Source organism: Bradyrhizobium sp. WYCCWR 12699 (assembly GCF_032144035.1).
Taxonomy (GTDB): domain Bacteria; phylum Pseudomonadota; class Alphaproteobacteria; order Rhizobiales; family Xanthobacteraceae; genus Bradyrhizobium.
In genome coordinates this window covers 66,913-89,803 of the sequence record NZ_JAVTJN010000021.1, presented here as the reverse complement: position 1 = coordinate 89,803, position 22,891 = coordinate 66,913, and the positions used below count along the sequence as shown (strand labels likewise).

Sequence of the window (22,891 nt, the reverse complement as noted above, 5' to 3'; positions counted from 1 at the left end):
CCGCAGCTTCTCATGCGTTATCTAGCGATCGAGGCCCATGACCACGGCATCGGGTTCGCGATCGGTCACATCGAGCCCCGCTTCGGTGATGGCCTTCACCAGCGATGGCGCGCCCACGACGAATACGCGCGTTGCATCCTTGTATGTCGCGCGAATGAGCTCGGCGGCAGTGATGGCGCTCGTGACAACGTCTTTCGGCGTGACGACAAGCCCGAAACTCGCAAGTTTGCGGAGACATCTTCGGGGGTATGGGTGGAATTGTTAGTCACGAAGCAGAACGGCAATCCTGCCGTCTGCCAAGCTCCAAATGTCTGGATAGCATCTGGTATCGCCGCGTTGCCGCGATAAACCACGCCATCGAGATCCGAAATGATACCTTTGACTTGCGGCCAGTTATGGGCCGGGGCGGTATTAGCCATTCATCAGCATCCCGCCGTTCACGTGAAGAATCTGCCCGGTCATATATGAGGCCGCGGGGCTTGCGAGAAAGACAGCAAGACCCGCGATATTCTCCGGTAGACCCACGCGTCCCAGCGGGATCCGGCCACTATGGCGGGCTTCGGTCTCCTCCCGGGGACGCCCGTGCATGGGCGTGTCGATAATGCCAGGGGCGATTGCGTTGACATTGATCTTGAGCGGCGCGCATTCGTAGGCGAGCAGCTTGGTGAGATCGTGGACGATCGCCTTGGACAAGCAGTAGTCGGCGCCGCCAGCCTGATAGTTGAAGACTGCACCTTGCGAGGACAGCGAGGAGCCGACGTTGACGATACGGCCACCTTTCGCCTTCATGAACCGGTCGACCACCAGTTTGGAGGAGCGCAGGACAGCGACTGAGTTGATCTGGATCGTGCGCTCGATCTTTTCCGAATTGCCGTTCAGGAGCGGCTCGGCAGACTTGATGCCGGCGTTATTCACCAGCACATCGAGCCGGCCGAAACGTCTGGCAATCTCATCTAGCACCCTTGCGACATCGTCCTCCCGCGCGACATCCATCGCCATTGGCAGTACGCCGTTGCCATGGGGCAGGCCAGCCAAGGTCTCCCTGAGGTTTGCGAGATTAGCATCGGTGGCAAGGACATTCGCCCCTCCCGCCCGGAATGCATTGAAACAATGGCCGACCCGATGCCTCCACCGGCTCCGGTTACGAGCACCGTTCTATCCGAAACTGAGAACTGTTCAGTCATTCCAACTCCAGGATCGTTTGTGATTGCAGAAATTCGCCAACCGCCTCGCGGCTCGGCATCGAGCTTTGAGCACCGCGGCGCGTCACGCACAGGGCTGCCACCGCGAGCGCCCTTCGTACGGCTTCCCTCAAGGGCAGGCTCTCAGCCAATGAAGCGGCGAAGGCGCCATTGAAAGCATCCCCTGCGGCCGTGGTATCCACGACCTTCACCGGGAAGGCGCGCAGAGAAAAAGATTGCTTCTTGTCGGCATAGTAAGCGCCCTGCGCGCCCAAGGTGATTAGGGCGGCAGCTGGACCGAGATCGAGAAGCTTTAAGGCCGCGCCCGCGGCTGTGTGGAAGTCGAGGACTTCGATCCCTGTGAGCTCAAAGGCTTCCGTCTGGTTCGGCGTGACGAAGTCAACGCTTGCCCACGCGGCCGGTGAAAGCCCGGGCCTGACCGGCGCCGGCTTGAAGATGAGTTCAAAACCCTTGTCCGCCTTCATCTCGAAGAGCCGATTAAGGGCCGAGATCGGCATCCCCATTTCCGCAACAACGATTGCATCGCGCGCGATGAACTCGGCCGCGCGCTCGATCATCTCGGGTGTCACGTTCAAATTCGTGCCAGGGTCTATGACGATCATGTTCGAGCCGTCGTCGCCGACCATGACCAGGGCTGAACCGGAGACCTCGCCCGCAGAGATCTGAATGGCATCTGCGCGAACGCCGGCCTGCATCAGGGACTGCAACAGCCAGTGGCCGGCATCGTCATCGCCGAGACGCGTGTAGAAATGTGGCTTGAGGCCAAGCCGGGCGGCAGCAACGGCCTGATTGGCGCCCTTGCCTCCGGGGTAACGGGTCAAGCCGCCCATCAGGCTTTCACCTGGAGTCGGCAGTCGCTCGACGTTGAAGCAGAGATCGAGATTCGTCGTTCCGAAGAACATCAATGGCCGGGTGTTCATTTTACGGCACCGAAGGTGAGGCCGCGTTCGAGGTGACGCTGGCCAATGACGATCAGGATGACGGGAATGATCATCGTCACGACGAGCCCGGCCGCCATGACGGGATAGAACTGCACGCCCGGATTGAGAAGCTTGAGCAGAGCGACCGTCACCGGCGCCTTGGTCGAGCTCAGCATTAGACCGAGGGCAAAATTGTGCCAGGCGAGCAGGAAGATGAGCAATGAGGCTCCGATCAGTCCTGGCTTCAACAGTGGCAGCACGATGTGCAGCACGACGCGAACGGGTTTGGCGCCGTCCATGGCAGCCGCCTCCTCGATGTCCTTGGGGATGTCCTCGATGTAGGAGCGGCTCAGCCAGACGATCATCGGCAGTGTGACCACCTGGTAGACCCAGATCATGCCGAGATAGGTGTCATATAGCCCGATGGTCTGGAATACGCTGAAGAGCGGGATGACGACCAGGAGAACCGGGGCAAAGCGGAATCCAAGAATGAAGAACGCAATGTCCTCTTTGAGAGGTATGTCGCGCCGCGCCAGCACGTAGCCGGCCGGCACGCCCACGAGCAGAGACACGATGACCGAGCCCAGCGCTATGACGACGCTGTTGGTGATCGGCGTCAAGAAATCGACTTTGATGGTGCCATAGCTGGTCGCCCCCGCCTGGGCGACATCAAACAGCACGCGAAAATTCTCCAGGGTCGGCGAGAACAGAAAGGTCGGTGGCCAGGTCATGACTTCGGCCTGCTGCTTCAGCGACATCATCAATATCCAGATAAGCGGAAAAGCTAGGATAAATGCGCAAACGCCCACGAGCAGGTTGAGGATCAGATTGGCGGGAGTCGAACGATTGACGCGCATGCGCGGCCTCTTCAGCTGACGCGCTGGCGAACAAAGCGCCAGAGCTTGACCATGGCGAACGTCCCGACTAGCACGATCAGCCAATTGACCACCATCAGTGCGGCGCCACGCCCAAAAGCGAGATTCTGGAACGCGGTGATGTAGGCACGTACCGAAAGAACCGAAGTGCTGTTGCCGGGCCCGCCTTGGGTTGTCCCGAAGATGATGTCGAACTGGTTGAGAGACTCGATCAGCCGAAACACCGCCGCGATCAGAATGTAGGGAGCAATCAGAGGCTGCTCGATGTGCAGAAAGGTCGCCAAGCCCTTCGCACCGTTAACGCGCGCGGCTTCTCTCACCTCTTCATTGATGCCCTGAAGGCCGGCGAAGATGATGAGTGCGAAGAAGGGCGTGTAGGTCCATACGTCGATCAGGACCAGGGAGAACATTGCGGTCACGGGATCTGAGATCCAGGCAAATCGGCCGATCCCGACAAGCGACAACAGATAATTCATGATCCCGTTTTGTGGGTCCATCATGGTCGTCCACATGAGCGCTACGCTCATCGGGGGTAGGACGAGGGGCAGGAGAATGACCGGCCGCATCACGCGGGCCAGGAAGACTTCGGTCGCGAACAGCTTGGCAAGCGCGAGACCGAAGGCTGCCTCGGCAAGGACGGCGGATCCAGAGTAGACCAGCGTCGCGCGAATGCTATTCCAGAAATCCTCTGTCTTAATCAGCGCCGCGTAATTGTTGAGGCCGATGAAGTGGACCAAGGGGCGACCGAACCTGAGGTCAGTCAACGACTGATAGACGCCGTAGAAGAACAGAAGCAGAAATCCTACAAGTATGACGATGGCTGGCGCAATTGCTGCAATGCTCCACCAGTCAAGACGCGGCTCCTCAGCGCTCTTGATCCGCCGATCCTGTGAGGAGGCAAGTTGGCTGGCCGAAGACTGCAGCGTCACGATTGCGTCGTATCCTCGAAGTTCCATATGACTACATCTCTAATTGCAAGAAGGGGCAGCGGGTCGCCGCCGCCCCCTCGGCACTTCACATGGTCGATCGGATTTCGGCCGCGAGGTCTGTCAATGTCGCCTTCACGTCAGCTCCGTTGACCATTTTCTGCATGGCAACGGCCCAGGCATTCATTGCTTCGGCAAAGCCGACGCGAGCTGTAAAGGCCAGCTTTGCCCGGTCCTGCACGCTCTTGAACGTGTCGACAAAGTTGTTGAATTCAGGCTTTGCCGCGTATTCGAGCCATGCCTTGTCAGTCCAGGTCGAGGTGCGCGGAGAGTTGACGAGCTTGCCGGCCACGGCACCGTTGAGCTTCACTTGCTTCGAAGTCGCCCATTGGATGAAGAGCCACGCAGCTCCCTTCTTTTGCGATGCCGCATTCATCGCCAAAGACCAGATCCAGATGTTGGATTCGAAGTTTTTGGCATTCGGAGCACGCAAGGGCGGCGCAAATGCTATTTTGCCTGAGGCTGGCTTGCCGGCAACGTCGTTCCAAAAGCCAAACATGTTGGAATCGATCGCCATGGCTGTGCGGCCGGAATTGATGCCTTCGACCACCTGGTACCAATTGTCGTTAGCAAAGGAGGGCGCCGCGCACTTCTTGATCATGTCCACATAGTCCTTGTGGAAAGCGATCGACTCGGGTGAGTCGAGGCCGGTGTCGAGCTTACCGTCCTTGACGGTGAAATCGTGCACCCCGTAGGACCTGGCGATCGAGATTGCGGCCGTGTGGATGCTGCTCCAGAACCGCACACCGCGGACGCCAAGGGGCGTAATCGTCGGATCGGCAGCCTTCAGCTTTTCGCATGCCGCGGACATCTCCGGCGGGGTCGTAGGGACCTTGATGCCATACTTGTCGAGGATGTCCTTCCGTTAGAACAGTTGGATATTCTCGAAGCCATGCGGAATGGCCCACACCTGCCCGCTTCCCGGCTCGATCTGGCCTTCCTTGACCTTCCAAGTCAGCGCATCTCGTAGTGCTGGGAAGAAATCCTTGTAATCGTAGCCGGCCGCCGTAAGTTTCGGATCGTTCAGATAGCGGTCGAGGGGCTCAAGCAATTGACCGGGCGCAAGATCCCAAGCCGGTTGAATGCCCGTACCGACAACGTCCCAGCTTGGTGATTTGGTGCTGAGCTGGATCGTCAACTTATTCCAATACGCATCGTCCGGATAAAGCTCCGGCGTCACCTTGATGCCGGTAAGCTTCTCGAATTCCGGCAGCTGGGCTGCAACCGCATCGGCATATGGATGAATATCGGAGGCCCAGACGATCGACTCGCCTTCGAACTGGCGCCAATTGATGTCGTCTGCCTTGGCGTGGGTAAGCGCCATGGCCGTTCCGGCCAAAAGCGTGGAGCAGATAAGGGTAGCTTTCCTAGCAAAATTTGCTGAACGGTCCGGACAAGCAGCGTACTTCCTTGGCATGATTCCCCTCCGGTGAGCTCTTTGGCCCGTAAACCTCGTGCCCCCTCCTCTTCGAGAGGCCGCAGTGTCGGCAAGGCTAGCGCCCGCTGTTCCGTCGTAAGCGGTTTTCCGAACTCTCTTTGGGTAAGATTGGGTAACGTCGAACAATCGGTAGTTCAGAAAGTGATCCGCGGATCGCGTCAGGCGTACTCAAGCCACGTTGTCTACCAATTTGCTGGACTGGCAGCAGTCATCCTCAAGGATCAATTAGCAAACTTATGACGCTGACGCCTCGTAGCTTCGGCAGTCAAACGACAGTCGATTGTCCTGGGATGTGGCGGCTCCGAAATCTCTTGTGCACGCGCCGGTTAGCGAGGTTCACAATGACCGTTCTCGAGTGCGCGATAGGGCAAAGGTTTCAATCCTCCACTGCAGTACTTCACACGGTTTTCCGTCTTCCGTACCGTTCCTCCGAATGCGCCGAGACGGCTTTAAGCTGCAAGAACCGTCATCAGGAATCTCCGGACCTCTGTCTTCAGCCGCGCGCTGTCGTTGGACAGCATCTGCGCGTAGGTGAGCAGTTAACTCGAAGCCGAGCCGGTCTCCGTTGCGCGGCGCTTCACGTCGGCTATGCTCGAAGCCACTCGGCGGGCCCCGTGTGTGCCTCCTGGATATTGGAGGAGATCTCTTGCGTAACAGCTCCTTGTTCGTCAACCGCGCACAAGATCGCCGACCAAGAACTAAGTTCAACGGCGGCGTGGGCCAAGCGTGTAACTCATCAGCAACGCGACCACGAGCAGCACTCCCTGAACGAAGCTTTGCGCGTAGTACGGGAAATTGAACATTGTCAGTCCGTTGATTAGTGTGGCGACGAAGACCGCGCCAACCAGCGTACCGACGGCATTCGCTTTGTTGGCGCCAAGCACGGCATATCCCACGAGCGCGGCGGACACGGCCTGCAGCAAGTACGCGTCGCCCACATTGACGTCGCCCCGGTTGGAGCGGGCCGCTAACATGACTCCGGCGATTGCTGCCAACGCGCCGGAGATCAGGTATGCCGCCATGCGATAACGCGCCACGCGGATGCCGGCCGCCGCGGCTGCGATCGGATTGCCCCCAACGGCGTAGAAGGCCCGCCCCCACCGCGTGTAATTGAGCAGCACAATGACGACGATGAATATCAGACCTGCGACCACGACTGACGCTGGGATACCGAACAGCCGCCCACCACCTAGCCAGCCGAATAGCGGCGAGAACTTGCCCGGAGCGACATTGCCGTTGAACGACATACCCTCCGCGATCGACTGGCCCGAGACGCCGAGCAAGGTCAACCCGTTGATGAGGAACAAGCCGGAGAGCGTTGCCACCAGATCGGGGATGCGGGCGTAGACAATGAGAAAAGTGTTGAATAGGCCGACCGCGACGCCCGCCGCCACGGCGATCAGAATCGCTGGGGCGCCACCGAGGTCGCCGATCACCATCGCCGCGGTTGCTGCCATCACCGCAAGCGACATCGACGCTCCTACGGACAGGTCGAATCCGCCGACCGTCATCGAAACCGTGGCGCCAAGCCCGATCACCGCGACCACCGAGGCCGCTTGCAGGATAAACATTGCATTGGCGAACGTGCGGAAGAACGGCTGCTGCCAGGAGAAGAACAGAATCATCAGCACCAGAACGGCCAAAAGCCCGTAGCGGTAGATGAAGACTTTCAGCTTTTCCGCGCTGCCGCGGGTGGATCCAGGCTCGGCCGGCTGCGCGAGCGAGTTTTGGATTGTCATTGAAGGGTGCCCCCACTTACGCCTTGCCGAGCTGCACCGGTCCGGCTCATGATTTCAGAAAGCTCTTCGGAGCTGAGCGCATCCGCCATAACTTCGCCCGCGATCGCTCCTTCGACCATAATGAGTACGCGGTCGGCGACCTCCACCACTTCCTCAGGGTCCGACGACGAGACTACGACCGAGTTGTACTCCGAGAAAGCCCGCAGCGCGTCCGAGATGATGCCGCGCGCTCCGATGTCGATTCCCCGGAACGGTTCGTCAAGAATTAGAAGTGACCAGCCGTGCTTGAGCCAGCGGCCGACTAACAGCTTCTGCTGATTGCCTCCCGACAGCGCCTCGATGGGGGCATCCCAGCCGGGACACTTGACGTTGTAGTCACGGATGATATCCTGGGTGAATGCCACTTCTTTATGTAGGTCGATGAAGCCATAGCGGCTGAAGAATCCCATTGCGCCGATCGAGCAATGCTTCGCCAGGCCCTCGCCAGGGAAGATCGATTGCTTCGCGCGCTCCTCCGGCACCATCGCCACGCCCCTCGTCAGCGCATCGGCTGCGTCGCGCGGCTTGAAGGGCCGATCGTTGAGCAGCATCTTGCCCGAAACCAGCGGCATAGCACCGTAAATCTGTTCCAGAAGCTCGGTCTTCCCGGCGCCAACGAGCCCGGTGATACCGATCACCTCGCCCTTGCGGAACGTCAGGTCGACGGGCACCGCATCGGGCCGCACACGCAAGCCGCGTCCGACAAACACCGGCACCTGGTCCGAGCGGCGGATGACATGTTTCGCCGACAAGATCAGATCGCCGAGAATTGATGTCGCTATCGCATTCGTATCGAGCGGTGACTGGTGCTCGGAAACGATCTGACCATTGCGCAAAACGACTGCGCGGTTGCATAGTTGCTGGCTCTCGCTCATGCGGTGCGAGACGTAAAGCACCGCGATACCGCGCCGCTTGAGGTCCGCCACCGCCTCGAACAATTTTTCCGCTTCACGCGCCGACAGCGTCGAAGTCGGCTCGTCGAGGATCAACAGCTTAGGGTTCTTCACTAGGGCGCGCGCGATCGCCACCTCCTGCCGACCGCTCGCTGACAGTTCCTCCACCGGAGCTTCCAGCGGTAGCTTGAGGCCCAACTTCTGCTGCACCTGCTGCGCGCGGTCCATGACGCTGCGGCGGTTGAGAAAGAAGGGCGAGTCGGCGGTCGAGAGATCGTCGAGCAGCAAATTTTCTGCCACTGTCATGCCGAACACCACGGCATCGTCGATGTTCTGGTGAACGGTCGCGATGCCGCAGTCACGCGCTTCGGTCGGCGAGCGGATTTCGGTCCGCTCGCCCTCGATCAGGATTTCGCCGGACGTGCGCAGGAAATTGCCGGAGAGCACTTTGATGAGCGTGGACTTGCCGGCGCCGTTGGCACCGAGCAGACCCAGCGTCTCGCCCGGCATAATCGAGAAGCTCACACCCTTTAGCGCTTGCGTGGCACCGAAGCGCTTGGTGATGTTGCGGAACTCGACGAGGGCTCTCGTTCGCTCGGACATAGGGCAACCTCCAGCGAGGCTTTCCTGCGTGGACCGATTCATTTCATCTTATCCATCCAAGGGGCCTTCGCCACGTCCGGCGTCTTCAGATCCGGAAAGACCGCACCAAGCTGTTCGATGTTCTCGACTTTGTTCGTGCGCAGCTCTTCCTGAGTGATAACCAGCGGCGGCACGCTCAGCGTGTTGCCGATGAGGTCGCCGGCAATCCTGGCCGCGGCCACCCGCAGTACGACCGAGCCGACATTGGACTGGTTGGTGGTAGCCGTGACCACCCAAGGACTGTGTGGCTTCGTCATTACCGCGATGTCGGCAGTTGAGATGTCCATGCCATAGGTCTTAACCTTGTCCGCCAGACCGAGTTCGCTGATCGCTAGCGATGCGCCTTTGGTGAACTCATCATACGGCGCGACAATCGCCTTGACGTTTGGATGGGCAGTCAGCGCTGCCTTGGCCTGATCGGCCGTCTGGGCGGCAGTGTTGGCGTTGACGACGCCGATCGTCGCTACCGTATTGACGCCAGGGTTGGCCCTCAAGAATTCCTTCCAGACTTCGTTGCGCAGATCGAGCGCCTGATAGCCTGGCACATAGACATAGATGACGTCAGCCTTTGCACCGTCGCCGCCGATATGGGCCTTCAGAGCACCAAGGATGCCGGTCATCATCAGCTTGTCGCCCTGATCAACGGTGATGACCTTGTCCGACGGCTCGACCGAAACGTAGTAGGTCACGACAGGAATATTGGCGTCAGCGGCCGCCTTGATGCCGTCGCGCAGACTATCACCAAATCCCCAACCAATGACGATGGCATCCGGCTGAGTGGCTACGGCCTGCTGCAGCATCAGCGCCTGCTTCGCATTGTCGCCGTCGGCGTTGTAGACCGTCAGCTTGACGCCGAGCTTCTTCGCTTCAGCCTCAACGCCGGCAATCCACTCCTGATACACGTCGCCAGTGTTGAGCTGGCGGACAACCGCGATCTTAACCGCGTGATTCTTAAACTTTTGCGGTACCTCGGCGTGCGCGTCCGACTTAACTCGAATCGGAGTGGGCCCGTCTGCGAACGCTACACTTGTAAGGGCGATCCCCGCGACGCCTGCGAGAAATGCGCGACGAACAATCCTTGCCACAATCATAACGTTTCCCCTTTGCTGACGTGGTGCTTGGCCGCGGAGTTCTCCGTGCGGCTTGAGTTCTTCAATAGGATTCTAGGGTACGTTGAGCACCCAGTCAGGCTCGAGCGTCCTTCTTGGCATAAGCTTCAGCACGCCGTTCCATACGAAGCTTTAGACGCTCATCGGCTTCAGGGCTGCCGTCGTGAAAGCTGCCAAACCACTTGTCTAGTGGGACCGCCCCATCAGCGTAATTCACCTCGAAAAGCTTGTGGTGAAGATAATGAGCGTAGACTCCAGATGGGACGGTGCGCTCGCCCCCCAGCTCGGTTCGATCGAAACCGGTATGGGCAATTGCTGGAGCGAGGCCCGCGCGCATCACCATGGCAAGCATATGTATTGGATGTGAATTGAAGACAGCGATCAACACGATGACAGAAAAATACAGGATGTGTTCGACCGGGTGCATCGCTAATCCCGACCAGGGAAGCACGTTCGTATTATTGTGGTGCAATGAATGAACGTACTTGTAGAGGAGACGAGTATGAAGCAGGCGGTGAACCGCGTAAAAGTGGACCTCATGAATGAATGGGACGAGTAACAGCAGGACGATGAACCATATTGGGTTGTCTGACAAGGTGATGAGAGGCACGTAGCCGTTGGCATAAAGATAAAACGCCGCGACCTGATATGCTGTAAAGACCGGAACGCCGCTCGTTATCGTCCAGAAAATATTGTCCAAAGCCTGTTTGCCGAAGACGAAAACAGTAGCTCTGGCCGTGGGCCAACGCGGGTTGTACTTAAAGCGCGTCTCCTGCCGTCGCAAAACGTAGAGCCAAGAGTGCCAGGCGCCATACCAAAGGACGACGATGGCATAGTTGAGGAGAACGAGATAAAGTACCCAGCCGATCTCGAGTGTCTTCATTTGTTCAAGAGACGGCGCAAGAAAGAGCCAATAACCGATCCCGAACACGATAAGCAGCAGGTTCCAAGGCAAAAAGTACCCTGGCAACCACTTTATCACCGCCATAGGTTTCGGAGGCAACGTGAACAACGGCCCATAACTGATGAGCTCCTTAGGCGCGTAGTGACCAAACTCGTCGCGACGGCCGAATTTAGTTTCCTCCATCATCGCTTCCTCCTGGCGCGCAATCCACCCCTATATTTTCTTCAGTATATGGCAGAGCGTTGGATGGCTCGATGGTTAGGTTGATTGAAATCCATCAAAATGTCGAGCTACGGCTTACTGCATTGTCGCCACGGCCGCTAAACGCTCGTCATTGTACGGCTCGTTTGCTCCCCTGCACGCTACGTATAGCGGTCGAGAGTATAGATTGCAGATCGGCAACTGATGCAACTTAGCGTGCTCGCTATCGAAACACCGGTACACCAGACATCACTGCCTTTCGAACCGCGATGCAGCATCTGAGCGGCCACAACGGATTGCGCCGGGCGCCACTTCGAGGTGAACGACTTCGCCGCGAACCGGTCGCTCGCGTTATTAGCAGCGAACCGTTGTACGCTGAGGGCTGCGCCACCGGCGACGAACTTTGGCGTCTTGCTCACAACGGACCACACGACCTTCACCGCCGCGGCCGAACTCTTCGCCAACTTCGACCACGGCGCCGCAATGTTCGCGTTGTGTCCGTCGTCAGATAATTTGAGACCGCTCATGCATTTCGAGAAGGGAGGCTCCGGATCATCTTGGGCTAGAGGTTAAGCTGCCTGCAGTCGATGCCGCAAGCGACGGATTGCGATGGTCTCGCGCTTGATGCGCTCAGCAAGATGCGGTTCTTCAAGGTCTGATGCCAGTGCCCTGGGTCTGGCGATGATTGGCGCACCGCGCACAGGCCGTATGTCCTTGCCCTTGAGCCAGGTGGCCAGATCATCCGCGACGTAACTTGATCCGTTGTCGCTGAGAAGCCGTGACCGCTGCTTTATATTGATGTACTCCAGGCCTGAGGCGACAAGCGCCCGGTCGAGCGTGGCCGTAACGTCGGAGGCGCACATGGTTGGGCTCATCCTCAACGCCACGATATAACGCGAGAAGTCAGCGAGCACAGTGAACAGATAATACCAGCCCCAGCCGGTGATCTTGAGGTAGGCGAAGTCAGTCTGACAGAGCTGGTTGATCGCCGTGGTCTTGTCCTTGAACTCGTTGGCCGTCTTGATCACCTCATAGGCGGGGCTGGTGATCAGGTCGTGCGCCTTCAGCAGCCGATAGACCCAGCGCCTCGGAGACTAAGTACTTTCTGTCATCGGTGAAGCGCACCGCCAGCTCGCGCGGCGACAGCTCGGGAATCTCCAGCGCCAGATCGATGATCTGACCGCGGACTTCGTCAGGAACCCGATTCCAGACCATGTCCGACTTCGAGCGATACTCAGCCAGTACCTCAACGCCAACCGCACGGTAGCGATCGTACCACCGATAAAATGCGGCTCGCGGGATGCCGAGCTTCTCGAGCGTGCGTCTGGCACGCAGATGGTGATTGCTCGACCAGCGCGATGATCTCGGCCTTCGCGAACGCAGGATACCTCATGCCTCGTCCTCCCCAGCCGCGCTCAACTCTTTTTTGTAAGCGGTTCTCCAGGGTACGATCGGCGACCACCTCCTTCAATTCGGAGGCTTCACGACGAAGATCCTTGACCTCGCCGGACGTGGCTGAGCGGGCAGTGTCGCCCCCCAAGGCGGCGTTTGCCAGCCTCAAGGAACTCCTTGGACCGGCCATAATACATCGAGGCCACACAGCTCGGAGATATTCTCCTCGTCGCGCAAATCCTTCCAACACGATACGGATATTCTTTTCCGCTGAATACTGCCGAGGTGCCTGGCGTCGGTTGTCCTTCAGCACTTGTTCTGCCGGGGCTTTGTCCGGCCCGGATTTCTGCTTCAACTTCGCTCCGTACGGCAACGATGAACCAGAAATCCTCCTTCGTGAAGTCCTGGTCTCAGAGGCGCTGACGGCGAACACGCCACACTACATGGCGTTGATCCTACGCCGGCAGGCCGCCGACTCGGGGCGCCCCGCACACGAGCGAGTCTACGAATCGTAAACATGATGGAAAAACATCAGGTTCAGAATAGCCTAAATCAGATGTCGGCGACTAACCTCCAAGCTCGCACAGTTCGGACTTGATGTGATGGCTCGAAGAATTGTCATAGTTGGTGCTGGACATGCTGGGACGAGTGCAGCTCGCGCACTACGGGAGCATGGGTGGTCCGACGAGATTGTACTCCTAACGGAGGAACGGTCCGCCCCTTATGAGCGTCCGCCTCTGTCCAAGTCAGTCCTTACTCAAGAGGAGAGCTTCAGCGGCGTAGCGGCTCTTGCCCCAGGTTGGCTTGACCAGAACGGAATCCTTTTCCGCTCTGGGGTCAGAGCGGAAGCAATCGACCGGGACGCACAGAGCGTTACACTCGCTGGAGGAGATCGTTTTCGGTATGACTACCTCCTGCTCGCGACAGGAGCAAAACCGCGTTTTCCGCAGTTGCCTGGCGTCGGCTCGAAGGGAGTGATCGCGCTGCGGTCGTTGGATCAATCCGCCGTTCTCCGAGAGAGATTGATGCCGGCACGAAGGCTTGTCGTTATCGGCGGAGGACTGATCGGATTGGAAGTCGCGGCGTCTGCCCGGGCAAGAGGTGTTGACACAACAGTTTTGGAAAAGGCACCCGCTCTGCTGTCTCGCGTGATGCCGATCTCGACGTCCGATAGAATCTTAGAACTGCATCGTTCCAACGGCACCAAGGTTTTCCTCGGAGCGGACGTGGAGGCGATCATTGGTTGCGACATGGTCGAGGGCGTGCGACTCAGATCAGGACAGGAATTCGTAGCCGACACAGTTCTGGTTGCTGTTGGCGCGGATCCCGACGTTGAATTGGCGCAGAAGGCTGGCCTTGCCACTGACGACGGCATTCTCGTCAATGAATACCTCCAAACTGCAGACTCTCGGATCTTCGCCGCCGGAGACGCAGCAAGATATCCGGCGTCGACGGGTAAAGACACGATACGATTGGAGGCATGGAAGAATGCGCTGGACCAGGGGGGCACTGCCGCGTTGAACATTTTGGGACGAAAGGTTTCCTATAGGGCAGTTCCATGGATGTGGTCTGATCAATTCGACAAAGTATTCCAAGTTGCTGGCATTCCGAACAAATCGCAGGTCGAGGTAAATCGTAGTTTAGACGATGGGGGTATAGTAACGTTTCTCCTAGACAGATTTGGCGTTCTAGAGGCCACGGCGGCGTTCGGTAGCCTATCGCAAGTAGCAAAGATCGTCCGAGTCGCGACCTCGATAATTGAGAGGCGCCTTCGCCCGTCGCCTTCCGTCCTGCAGGACCCAAGCTACGATTTGAGAAAGCTCTTGCAGTCAGATGCCGTCAACGCCCACTCAACGCATGAAGCCGCTCTCTCAGCAGTTCGAAGGTAGACACTACATGAACACCATCCTGTTCTTTCAGTCGCTTTGGGCCATGGAATTGCGAAGCGCGACGGAGCCAGAACGCGGGCTTGAGGAAAACATCCGAATGATCAAAGATGCCGGCTATGACGGCGTTAGCGCAGATTGGCGGAGCCGGGAGTACGTACGCGAGCTGCATGGCCTGTTGAAGGCGAACGGGTTGACAGCCGAAGGCCAGTGTTTTCCGAAGACCATCGATGAGCTCAAGCCAGTGCTCGAAAATGCAACGGAATTCGGTCTTCATCATCTTGAGATTCAACCAGATGTACGGCCACGTCGCTTGGATGATTGCATCCCGCTTTTAGAAGGATGGCTGCGGCTTGCCGAGGAGGTCGATTTTCCCGTCTATATAGAGACACATCGCGACCGGATGACGACCGACCTGTTCTTTACACTCGATCTACTTGAACGAATCCCCGATCTCAAGCTGCTGGGGGATATTTCGCACTTCGTTGTTGGGCGCGAGTTCTCATGGCCAATTACCGAGGAGAATAACAGCCACATCCATCAAGTTTTGGATAGGTGTTGGGCGTTCCACGGTAGGGTAGCAAGCCGCGAGCAAATACAAATCGAGATTAGCTTCCCGCAGCACCAAATGTGGCTCGACCAGTTCTTAGAGTGGTGGGGCTACGGCTTTCGGAGTTGGCGCCGGCGCGCGGCGGACGGAGAGGCATTGGCGTTTACTTGCGAGTTGGGGCCGCGGCCGTACGCGATAACCGGTCGAGATGGTGAAGATACAACGGATCGCTGGAGCGAAGCCCTGATGCTTCGAGAATGCGTCAGGAAGGCTTGGGACAAGTCTGGAGCCCACCTGGAAGACAACGCGTAGAGCACAACGACAGCGCTTGAACTCAGGAAACGTTACAGCCCACTACTGCTCCGCTGCTGAAGACTGCAAACTGTAGACTGCAGATGTAGGTGTCCAGATCAAGGCGATCGCGATTTGTTGTATCGTCGATACACGCTTCGTGTGCTGATCCAGATGGCCTCTTTCTGTTGATTTGAGCTATGAGAGCGCTGGGATCTTGGTCGACATCGGTTTGGGGGGCCCGGCCGGAAGCGGCGCATGCATACATGGTCTATTGAGAAGATCCAAAGGTGCAATGAGGTCGACGGGTACGCGGGAGAACTAGAAGTCGACCTAATGATAGCCCGACTTTGCCGCCGGATCGATCGACGAAGGGTTCGATGTCAGGTGCAAAAGTGATGGCGCCAGACGTTCAGCATATTCTAAAGAGGGAAGAGAAGTTCAACATGAGCCTAGATTTGAAGATGGTTGACGACACCGCTCGTACATGGGTGTTTGCGTGCAAGGTAGAGGATATTCGGCTTCAAGACGTTCGTCGCTGGGAGTTTGACGGGCATTCATACGCAATATTTCGCTCCCCGAAGGGCGAAATCTTCGTAACAGACGATATTTGCACTCATGAACACGCCCACCTGTCCGATGGTTATGTTGAGGGCCACACGGTGGAGTGCCCCCGTCACTCTGGACGGTTCAGCTATATGACGGGAAAGGCACTTGGCGCTCCGGTATGCATAAACCTGCGCACGTACGAGGTGAGAATCGAGGATGGAGCGGTCACCGTTTTGGTACCTCGACGGGCTTAACCCGCAACGACCTCTAACTCGGCTCCGTCAAGCGTGACAGAGTTGCAGATAGCGCGTGAAGCAATCAGCTGACGCATTTTTCTCAGCTCTCGCCCGATGAGCGCCGTGGGTCCGATGGCGGTCGCGCCGACGAGTCGTTCAAGTGCGTCGCAGTGAAGCAAGATCGCGCTTCCAGACGCTGTCGGTTTTCGCCTTGTCGACGTACCGAGATGAGGTAACCCCATTATTTGAAGGGAGAGGTCGTACTGGTCAGACCAAAAGAATGGGACTGACGGCGCCGTAACTTCTTCGCCCAGCAGTACGGCGGCTAGGATTCTTGCGTGATCCTCCGCGTTTTGCCACGACTCCAAACGTATATGCCGTTGGTAAAGTGGATGCCAGAAGGCGGCAATGTCGCCACAGGCGAATATGTTGGGATCAGAGGTACGCAGCTGCTCGTTAGTTATTACACCAATGTCGATCTCCAAGCCGGCGCCAATCGCAAGGGATATCTCAGGTTCAACACCAACGGCAACGACGGCGACACTGCAGTCAACAGCATCTCCATTGCTGAGAACAGCGCGCTTTAGGCTACCATGGCCATTGGAAACGAACCTCTCGACCATGGCCCCGTACGTCAATTGCACACCAGCGTGGAGGTGCGTCTCGGCAAGGCGATCTGCTACCAGTCGCGGCACCAAGCGAGAAAGCAGTCGGTCGGAAGCTTCGATCACTCGTGGCTGGATGCCGCGCTGTGCGGCGGCCGCCGCGACTTCGAGGCCGATAAATCCGCCACCAACGACGGCCACTCGGTTTGATGCCAGGAAGTACTTAGAAACGGTTTGAGCATCGGCGTAACTTCGAAGGCTAAAGACGCCGCGGAGCTGACTTCCTTGCACCGGAAACCCGCGAACTCGAGAGCCGGTAGCGAGAACCAATCGATCGTATCTAATCACTTTACCGTCGCTAAGTCGGATGTTTTTCCGGACGCGATCAACATCTTCAACGGCGACGCCGAGATGGGTCTCTACACGCTCCCAAACTGGGTCGTTAGGCTTCCACAACACGCAGTCATCGAGCCCGCTGGTGCCCAGGAGAACTCCTTTAGATAGCGGAGGTCGTTCGTAGGGATAGATAGGCTCGGCCCCGACGAGGGTCACGTGGACGCGATCGGGGCCGCGAGACAAGAGTTGCGCCAATCTGCCGCCGGCGTGCCCCCCTCCAACGATGACTATTCTGCATCGCTCAGTCATCAGTTATAATCCTGTGCATCCATGACATCTTGGTGCGAAGTGCGGTGTTGACCTGCGATGGGCTATCGTCAACAAACATACCGCAAAACGAAAGCCGAAGCGAATGAAACCTGGGCTGAACGAGGTAGCCAAGCTCGCTGGCGTCGGAATTGCAACGGTCGATCGCGTCCTCAATGAACGAGCTAATGTATCCCCGAAGACGGCGCTGAAAGTCATCGAAGCTGCTCGTCAGCTGGGGATCAGTCGGACTCTTCCATCGCCCCATCGTCGGCTCTTTCGAGTCAAGGTAATAATGCCTTCGCAAAGGACGCCCCTTCTGTTGCGGCTTGCCCGAGCGTTTGAAAGCCAAATCGCGCAAACTACAAAATCCCTTGTGATCGAACGCGTCCTATTCGAGGAGCGGCATGCGGAAGCGGTCCCGGGTCTGATTCGCGCGGCCAAGGCAGACGCGGTGATAGTGTACGGACCCGAGACAGATCAAATGATAGATGCGATTGCCTCGGTGACCTCATCGGGGACCCCTGTCATTACTCTCGGATCAGACCTGCCGACGACACCACGGTTGGCCTACGTCGGGATTGACCACTACGGAGCCGGACGAGCTGCGGCATTCTTCATGTCCCGGATGGTCAATCGGGGAATCTACTTAGCGGTCTGCTCCGATCTGAAATACCGAGCGGAGGCCTCTAGGATTAGTGGATTTCGAGACGGTGTGAAGGCAGAACTTTCTTCTCCGATACACGTCGAGATAATGGAGAGCGATGAGTGCCCTAAAGGAATGTCCGAGGATGCTGTCAGCGGTATCTACGTCGCGGGATCAAAAAATGGGCTTGCCCACACAGTGGCACCGTGGTTGGCCAGAGCACCAATCGTGATCGCGCACGACCTTAGCGACGAGGTCAGACAGATGATGAAGACCGGCGTCGTTGCTCTGGCGATTGATCAGAACCCGGAAGAACAAGCATCGAGGTCGGTAGCTCTTCTCTTAGCCCGCTTCGGCCTAACGGCTCACGCGCCCGAGGCCGGGATAGTATCGTTTACCGTCCACACGAAATACAACATCTAAGACTGTGCAGTATCCAGAGTCCTGCGAGGGCCGCTCTTTTTCATCGCGACCGGCGCGTTCTGCGCGCTAGCGGCAATGCTGCGTTTGGCGCGGCTGACGAGCAGCCTGCCCTCGGCCGAAAGGCGCCCGAACTCGCCGTGGGCCAAGCTTGATGGTATCCGTCCGGTGATGCTTGCGATTACCCACATTTTTTGAGTCAGAGTTTCGCTCCCGTTGCGATATCGATGAATCGCGATAATCCGCGCCATATGATCAGATTCCCTGGTGGCGGATCGTTGGCGCGGGCGAGATAGCCGCCGAGCCTGGCGATCTTGATAAGATAATGCGACAATGTCTTTCGTTGTGTGTCGACTGGATTCTTGTCTTCGACGAGCCGATCAAGCAATTGGCTTTCAGCCTTGGTCAGCACAAATCCGGTGAGGCATTTGGCGCTGAACGATTAAGCATCGTCATCCAAAAAATGCGCCAGCTCACAATGCAGAATACCGAGATCAGATTCGTCAATCGCTGAGCAGTCCGCAGTTGCGAGTCCTCCTCTGCCCTACAGCCGGATTTGAGTATCTTGTGGAAGACCTCGATCTTCCATCGCAGGGAATACCATTCGAGTTTCTCGATCGCAGCCCTGCGCCGATTGCACTGGAAGATCGGTCAGGAGTTTCCATTCAATCTTCTTTCTGTTCTTTGGCGCTCCTCTTTCATCAGCGTGGATCACTGTCATAGTCAAAGTTGGATACCGCGACTGCTTGCCGATCGGTAGCAAAGTACCGATTTTACGATACCGGATTTCAAGAACAGACTGGTCTGGATTGCCCTTGCTATCCTGGACTTCGATCCGGTGGAGGCCTTTGACCACGACCTCGTCCATTATCGTTGCAACGGTATGATCGCCATCGCCTGCCAGGCGATTGACAAAGGTCCTTACCAAGAAATGCGTTCCAACCTCTTGGGCGGCGCACAACAAGTCATAAATATCGGCCTCACGATCACCGATATGGATGCACTGCGTGGCTTCTCGAAAAGCTCCGTGGATTGTTTGAGGTTCTCCAGCCACCGAATGCTCTCCTTGGTTTCAATGGGGATCCGTGTCAGGTTGACCTCGCGCCTGAGCGCGGCGCCCCCTCTGAACTTCTTTCGGTCCAGAACTTCACGGCGCTGAGCCCCAGTGGAAGCCCCTCGAGGGTCACCGCAAAGCTCGAATGCATCAATATTCCGCATGTCGTGTACGTTTGGGTTTTCCGTCCAATCTTCGGGAGTTGCTTTTGGGGATGCGCTTAATCATCCCGATCAGATCCGGGCGCTCTCTTTGATAGGTGAACTCGGTCGTATCATGCGGGACAAGAACAGGACCTTTCGCAGCCGCGATACGTTCCCGCGTCGATTTAAAGAGACCAGACAGAATGTCGGCCTCGCTTACTCGTTCATTGGAAAAGAAACGATAGGCCGCCTTGGTATTCGCCCAGTCTTGGCAAACCATCGGAATGCTCTGGCCGATGTCTCCACCGATCTGCTTCAGTAGCATGTAAATCTCTCGCCAAGTCCAGCGTCCTGGAATTCGCAAAGCGCTGCTTCACGATCAAACCAGGTCATCGCGTCGGACGCCTCCCGATGCAAGGCTCAGCCTCACAATCTCGCGCACCTGGCGCATGATAACCCTCCTCGTCGGCATCCAATCCTCCCAGCTGCTTCCAGCCGGAGAATTGGCCCAACGATCGGGCCTCACACCATCCGAATCTGCGCGCGATCAAATCCGAATGCTGCGCGGAAAATGCTCGGAATGCTGGGCGCGATCATTTCGGAACCCTGCGCGCCATCAAGTCGGTACGGTGCGCACCATCATCTCGGAATCCGCACGCATTGTCTGGGTGGTCTTGAGCTCTCTACGAACGCAGAGATCCTGCTTTCACCTGACGCTGGCTTCGATTGCATGGCTCGGGAACAGTGATGACGAAACAGTGGATCAACATGCCGTAAGGCCTGTGCAAAAAACGGGCTTCGTGCCCGAACCATTTATTGGGAACGGCGTGCGCAGATCTCATCATGGCCTGGCTGCAACAGCAGTCCACTCACGAGAGGCCGGATACATTTATGCAACTGGAAGTGTCATTTTCGTTGTTACGAACCCTTACACGGACGGGGTGAACCATACATTTTTTGACAAAAGCTCGCGCAGTGCCGCCGCATCGAGCATCTGCTCGGCCAGCAGCTTCTTCAGCTTCGCGTTCTCTTCCTCGAGCGCTTCAGCCGCTTGGCTTCGGAGACTTCCATGCCGCCGAACTTGGCCTTCCAATTGTAGATCGTCGCCTCGGAGACCCGTGTTTGCGAGCCAGGCCTGCTGTCGTCGCTCCAGCCTCATGCTCCTTCAACACTGCGATAACCTGCTCTTCCGTGAACCTTGCCCGTCCATCTTCTGATCTGAGGCCGGCAAACTGGACCATTTTTGGCTAGAGTTTTTCGCACCGGTTCCCTGGCTGGGAGGAGCGAAGGACGATGAAGGCTTCGAAGTTTTCGGACGCCCAGAAGGCGCTCATCCTGAAGCAGGGCAGTGACGGGGTTGCGGTGGCGGAGATCTGCCGCAAGGCCGGGACCAGCTAACTTATTCTGGTAGGGGCAGTTGCCAGTCCGTCCGCTCATTGATGTATTGCTTGTAGGCGGGGTGATCGAACAGGTGCAACACAAAGATCTGGTCATGCCACTGCGTTGGTGCGCCAAACTTCCAAGACAGACCGTTTATCTTTGCGATTTTCCGCGCTGCGTGAGCATCGTTAAATTCCCGGATTGCCAGAAGTTCCCCAACCCATTCGCAGTGTACTTCATCAAGATCACCGACGATATCGTCAAAGTAGCAGAAGGTCCGTGGTAGAAAATGAGATGCAGCAGAGTTGAAAAGGTTTAGTGCCGGCTTAGTACTTGTATAGAGGTCGAGGTCGAAAGACACAAAGCCGATAACAGGTGGCGAATAGCGTTCGATAAACGCCAGAACCGTCTCGCCGACGTTGCCGATTATCAGGGTGGCGCGCTTTAATTGACGCTCCAATTTAGCCCTATCCATTTTGAAAAAACCGGCGCGCCAGAGGTATGGCAGATCTCGGTAATCGTCAGAGGGTGGCAAGCCAGTTTCCAGATCGAAGCCGTAGAGTCGGAAGCGAACTCCCGTTTCAGCCTGAAGACTCTCAGCGACTTGTTCCATCTCCAGCAGTCCCATACCGCCAGCGACGCCAAACTCGATAGCGGCGATTTCGGGAATTTGGAGTGCCTTTGCTTGCCTCGCGGCTTGCCTCATTCCGAAAAGATAATTCGGGCGCATGCGTAGTCCTCGCTTTTAGTGTGGCGGCTTAATCCTGCCACCAAGCATAGGTCCTATTGTACTCAGATCGCCCCATTGGGACACCCCTTAGCGTTGGTAGGTTCGCCTTCTCGAAGACGACCTGCGGGACTTACGGCGCTCCGGATCCGCAAACCACTCCTTCAGCGATTTGCAGTAGGCCTTCCGCGTCTTCAGAGCCACGACGATCAGCAGGACGGGAGCCGTGCCTTTGGTCCAGTATTCGATGTCAGCGTCGGCGCACGCGAATTCGAACGTTTCCTCGGTCTCCACCTGCAGTCGTTCGCGCTCAGTGGCCTTGCCCTGGACCCGCAGGAGCAGGTTGCGTACAGAATCTTTCGCTCTTTCAGCACTGACGGCTTCTTCTAGAATGAAGGAGCTTTGGATGAACGATGGGAATGCCATGGGTCAGGTGATCCAGATAGATGAAGCCCGGATTCGCGATCACCTGGGCGAGATGGTCCGCGGAACGGTAGAAGAGACGCTGAATGCCATGCTGGAGGCCGAAGCGGACCTGCTGTGCGGTGTCGGACGCTATGAGCGGAGCCAGGCCCAGCAGGACACGCGGGCGGGCAGCTACGAACGAACGCTGCAAACCAAGGCGGGCGACGTCAATTTGAAGGCCAGAAGCTACGGCGGCAAACCTTCGAGACGGCGACTATCGAGCGCTACCAGAGGCGGGAGAGCTCGGTTGAGGAGGCGCTGATCGAGATGTATCTGGCCGGGATTTCAGTTCGCCGGGTCGAAGACATCACGGAGGCGCTGTGGGGCACCCGGGTCAGCCCGAGCACAGTGTCGAACCTGAACAAGAAGATCTATGCCAAGATCGAGGCATGGCGGAATCGCAGGATCGAGGACGAGCATCCGTATCTCTATCTCGATGGCATTGTGATGAAGCGCAGCTGGGCCGGTGAAGTTCGCAACGTGTCGCTGCTGATGGCCTCGGCCGTCAATGCCGAGGGATTCCGGGGGATCCTCGGCATCTGTGAAGGTGCCACGGAGGCAAGTCCGGCTGGTCATCGTTTTTGCGGCATCTCGTCGATCGTGGTCTCAAGGGCGTGCAGTTGGTGGTTTCCGATGCCTGCCGAGGTCTTGCCGAAAGCGTTACGGATTACTACGGGGGGTACGCTATCAGCGCCGCATGGTGCATTTTTATCGCAATGTCTTCAGCCTCGTGCCGTCGACCCGGGTCCGCGAGGTGAGCCACATGCTCAAGGCCATTCATACCCAAGAGAGCCGCGCCGCGGTTGGCGCGGGCGACCTCGTGGCGAAGAGCGGCGTGTCGGCTGGAAGCGCGGCCAGGCAGCCTATTCAAGCCTTATCGGGTTGAGGCGTCCGCGCGCCGCGCCCTCGGCGGACATACTTTCCAGTACGTTACAAATCGTACGTAACTCTTCTCGG

General features: G+C 57.5%; 19 protein-coding genes and 9 pseudogenes. 8 read left to right on the top strand and 20 right to left on the bottom strand.

The genetic code is table 11. The features are described from left to right. Positions 1–21: 21 nt before the first annotated feature. The 13 genes and pseudogenes from RPS27_RS09575 to RPS27_RS09515 all read right to left on the bottom strand — a co-directional run. Positions 22–419: pseudogene (locus RPS27_RS09575) on the bottom strand (hypothetical protein). Next, positions 412–1,044 (bottom strand): annotated as a pseudogene (locus RPS27_RS09570) (SDR family NAD(P)-dependent oxidoreductase); the annotation flags it as partial. The pseudogenes RPS27_RS09570 and RPS27_RS09575, both read right to left, overlap by 8 nt. Positions 1,045–1,180: 136 nt before the next feature. After that, a complete protein-coding gene (locus RPS27_RS09565) occupies positions 1,181–2,122 on the bottom strand; it encodes a ribokinase (protein ID WP_128929766.1) in 942 nt (313 codons plus the stop codon). Continuing rightward, positions 2,119–2,883 (bottom strand): carbohydrate ABC transporter permease, encoded by a 765-nt coding sequence (locus tag RPS27_RS09560; RefSeq protein WP_245470880.1) that lies wholly within the window; start codon positions 2,881–2,883, stop codon positions 2,119–2,121. Before RPS27_RS09560 ends, RPS27_RS09565 begins: the two co-directional genes overlap by 4 nt. Before the next feature lie 107 nt (positions 2,884–2,990). Continuing rightward, positions 2,991–3,926: a carbohydrate ABC transporter permease gene (locus tag RPS27_RS09555; RefSeq protein WP_232995606.1), complete on the bottom strand. Its 936-nt coding sequence runs from the start codon at positions 3,924–3,926 to the stop codon at positions 2,991–2,993. Positions 3,927–4,011: 85 nt separating this feature from the next. Beyond that, positions 4,012–5,307, bottom strand: a pseudogene (locus RPS27_RS09550) (extracellular solute-binding protein). A gap of 563 nt (positions 5,308–5,870) precedes the next feature. Then, positions 5,871–6,112 (bottom strand): annotated as a pseudogene (locus tag RPS27_RS09545) (hypothetical protein); the annotation flags it as partial. 13 nt (positions 6,113–6,125) lie between these two features. Continuing rightward, a complete protein-coding gene (locus RPS27_RS09540; RefSeq protein ID WP_128929769.1) occupies positions 6,126–7,160 on the bottom strand; it encodes an ABC transporter permease in 1,035 nt (344 codons plus the stop codon). Then, positions 7,157–8,695 carry a sugar ABC transporter ATP-binding protein gene (locus tag RPS27_RS09535; protein ID WP_164934141.1) on the bottom strand — a complete coding sequence of 513 codons (1,539 nt, stop codon included), beginning with the start codon at positions 8,693–8,695 and terminating at the stop codon, positions 7,157–7,159. Before RPS27_RS09535 ends, RPS27_RS09540 begins: the two co-directional genes overlap by 4 nt. Before the next feature lie 38 nt (positions 8,696–8,733). Next, positions 8,734–9,825 carry a substrate-binding domain-containing protein gene (locus tag RPS27_RS09530; RefSeq protein ID WP_128929771.1) on the bottom strand — a complete coding sequence of 364 codons (1,092 nt, stop codon included), beginning with the start codon at positions 9,823–9,825 and terminating at the stop codon, positions 8,734–8,736. 94 nt (positions 9,826–9,919) lie between these two features. Further along, positions 9,920–10,933 (bottom strand): sterol desaturase family protein, encoded by a 1,014-nt coding sequence (locus RPS27_RS09525; protein ID WP_128955099.1) that lies wholly within the window; start codon positions 10,931–10,933, stop codon positions 9,920–9,922. A 176-nt stretch (positions 10,934–11,109) separates the two neighbouring features. Then, entirely contained in the window at positions 11,110–11,475 is a 366-nt protein-coding gene (locus RPS27_RS09520; RefSeq protein ID WP_128929773.1) for a hypothetical protein, read from the bottom strand. A gap of 104 nt (positions 11,476–11,579) precedes the next feature. Next, a pseudogene (locus RPS27_RS09515) lies at positions 11,580–12,695 on the bottom strand (DDE-type integrase/transposase/recombinase); the annotation flags it as partial. A 247-nt stretch (positions 12,696–12,942) separates the two neighbouring features. On the opposite strand from RPS27_RS09515, the gene RPS27_RS09510 reads away from it, so the two are divergent. From RPS27_RS09510 to RPS27_RS09500, 3 genes are all read left to right on the top strand, one after another. Continuing rightward, positions 12,943–14,229 (top strand): NAD(P)/FAD-dependent oxidoreductase, encoded by a 1,287-nt coding sequence (locus RPS27_RS09510; RefSeq protein WP_128929774.1) that lies wholly within the window; start codon positions 12,943–12,945, stop codon positions 14,227–14,229. Positions 14,230–14,236: 7 nt separating this feature from the next. After that, positions 14,237–15,088, top strand: coding sequence for a sugar phosphate isomerase/epimerase family protein (locus RPS27_RS09505; RefSeq protein WP_128955100.1), 852 nt, complete (start codon positions 14,237–14,239; stop codon positions 15,086–15,088). A 359-nt stretch (positions 15,089–15,447) separates the two neighbouring features. Next, the gene (locus RPS27_RS09500) at positions 15,448–15,870 is read left to right on the top strand and encodes a MocE family 2Fe-2S type ferredoxin (RefSeq protein WP_373291727.1); all 423 of its coding nucleotides are present in this window, start codon (positions 15,448–15,450) and stop codon (positions 15,868–15,870) included. On the opposite strand, the gene RPS27_RS09495 is transcribed toward RPS27_RS09500, so the two are convergent. After that, the gene (locus RPS27_RS09495; protein WP_232995607.1) at positions 15,867–17,102 is read right to left on the bottom strand and encodes an NAD(P)/FAD-dependent oxidoreductase; all 1,236 of its coding nucleotides are present in this window, start codon (positions 17,100–17,102) and stop codon (positions 15,867–15,869) included. The genes RPS27_RS09500 and RPS27_RS09495 overlap by 4 nt on opposite strands. Before the next feature lie 103 nt (positions 17,103–17,205). Between RPS27_RS09495 and RPS27_RS39705 the strand changes: the two are divergent. Further along, a pseudogene (locus tag RPS27_RS39705) lies at positions 17,206–17,328 on the top strand (LacI family DNA-binding transcriptional regulator); the annotation flags it as partial. 147 nt (positions 17,329–17,475) lie between these two features. Next, a complete protein-coding gene (locus RPS27_RS09490) occupies positions 17,476–18,168 on the top strand; it encodes a substrate-binding domain-containing protein (RefSeq protein WP_232995608.1) in 693 nt (230 codons plus the stop codon). A gap of 196 nt (positions 18,169–18,364) precedes the next feature. On the opposite strand, the gene RPS27_RS09485 is transcribed toward RPS27_RS09490, so the two are convergent. The 4 genes and pseudogenes from RPS27_RS09485 to RPS27_RS09470 form a co-directional block, all read right to left on the bottom strand. Then, the gene (locus tag RPS27_RS09485) at positions 18,365–18,577 is read right to left on the bottom strand and encodes a hypothetical protein (RefSeq protein WP_232995609.1); all 213 of its coding nucleotides are present in this window, start codon (positions 18,575–18,577) and stop codon (positions 18,365–18,367) included. A gap of 132 nt (positions 18,578–18,709) precedes the next feature. Further along, the gene (locus tag RPS27_RS09480) at positions 18,710–19,219 is read right to left on the bottom strand and encodes a hypothetical protein (RefSeq protein ID WP_232995610.1); all 510 of its coding nucleotides are present in this window, start codon (positions 19,217–19,219) and stop codon (positions 18,710–18,712) included. Positions 19,220–19,369: 150 nt separating this feature from the next. Then, a complete protein-coding gene (locus RPS27_RS09475; RefSeq protein ID WP_232995611.1) occupies positions 19,370–19,687 on the bottom strand; it encodes a transposase DNA-binding-containing protein in 318 nt (105 codons plus the stop codon). 624 nt (positions 19,688–20,311) lie between these two features. After that, positions 20,312–20,603 (bottom strand): annotated as a pseudogene (locus RPS27_RS09470) (transposase); the annotation flags it as partial. A gap of 52 nt (positions 20,604–20,655) precedes the next feature. Here RPS27_RS09470 and RPS27_RS39700 point away from each other — a divergent pair. Beyond that, a pseudogene (locus tag RPS27_RS39700) lies at positions 20,656–20,757 on the top strand (transposase); the annotation flags it as partial. A gap of 4 nt (positions 20,758–20,761) precedes the next feature. On the opposite strand, the gene RPS27_RS09465 reads toward RPS27_RS39700, so the two are convergent. Next, the gene (locus RPS27_RS09465) at positions 20,762–21,472 is read right to left on the bottom strand and encodes a hypothetical protein (protein WP_128929777.1); all 711 of its coding nucleotides are present in this window, start codon (positions 21,470–21,472) and stop codon (positions 20,762–20,764) included. A gap of 87 nt (positions 21,473–21,559) precedes the next feature. Next, a complete protein-coding gene (locus RPS27_RS09460) occupies positions 21,560–21,895 on the bottom strand; it encodes a DUF4365 domain-containing protein (protein WP_128929778.1) in 336 nt (111 codons plus the stop codon). Here RPS27_RS09460 and RPS27_RS09455 point away from each other — a divergent pair. Continuing rightward, positions 21,894–22,196 (top strand): transposase, encoded by a 303-nt coding sequence (locus tag RPS27_RS09455; RefSeq protein ID WP_237866556.1) that lies wholly within the window; start codon positions 21,894–21,896, stop codon positions 22,194–22,196. The genes RPS27_RS09460 and RPS27_RS09455 overlap by 2 nt on opposite strands. Next, positions 22,151–22,692 (top strand): annotated as a pseudogene (locus RPS27_RS39695) (transposase). The gene RPS27_RS09455 and the pseudogene RPS27_RS39695 overlap by 46 nt, the downstream one beginning before the upstream one ends. The last annotated feature ends 199 nt before the right edge of the window (positions 22,693–22,891 follow it).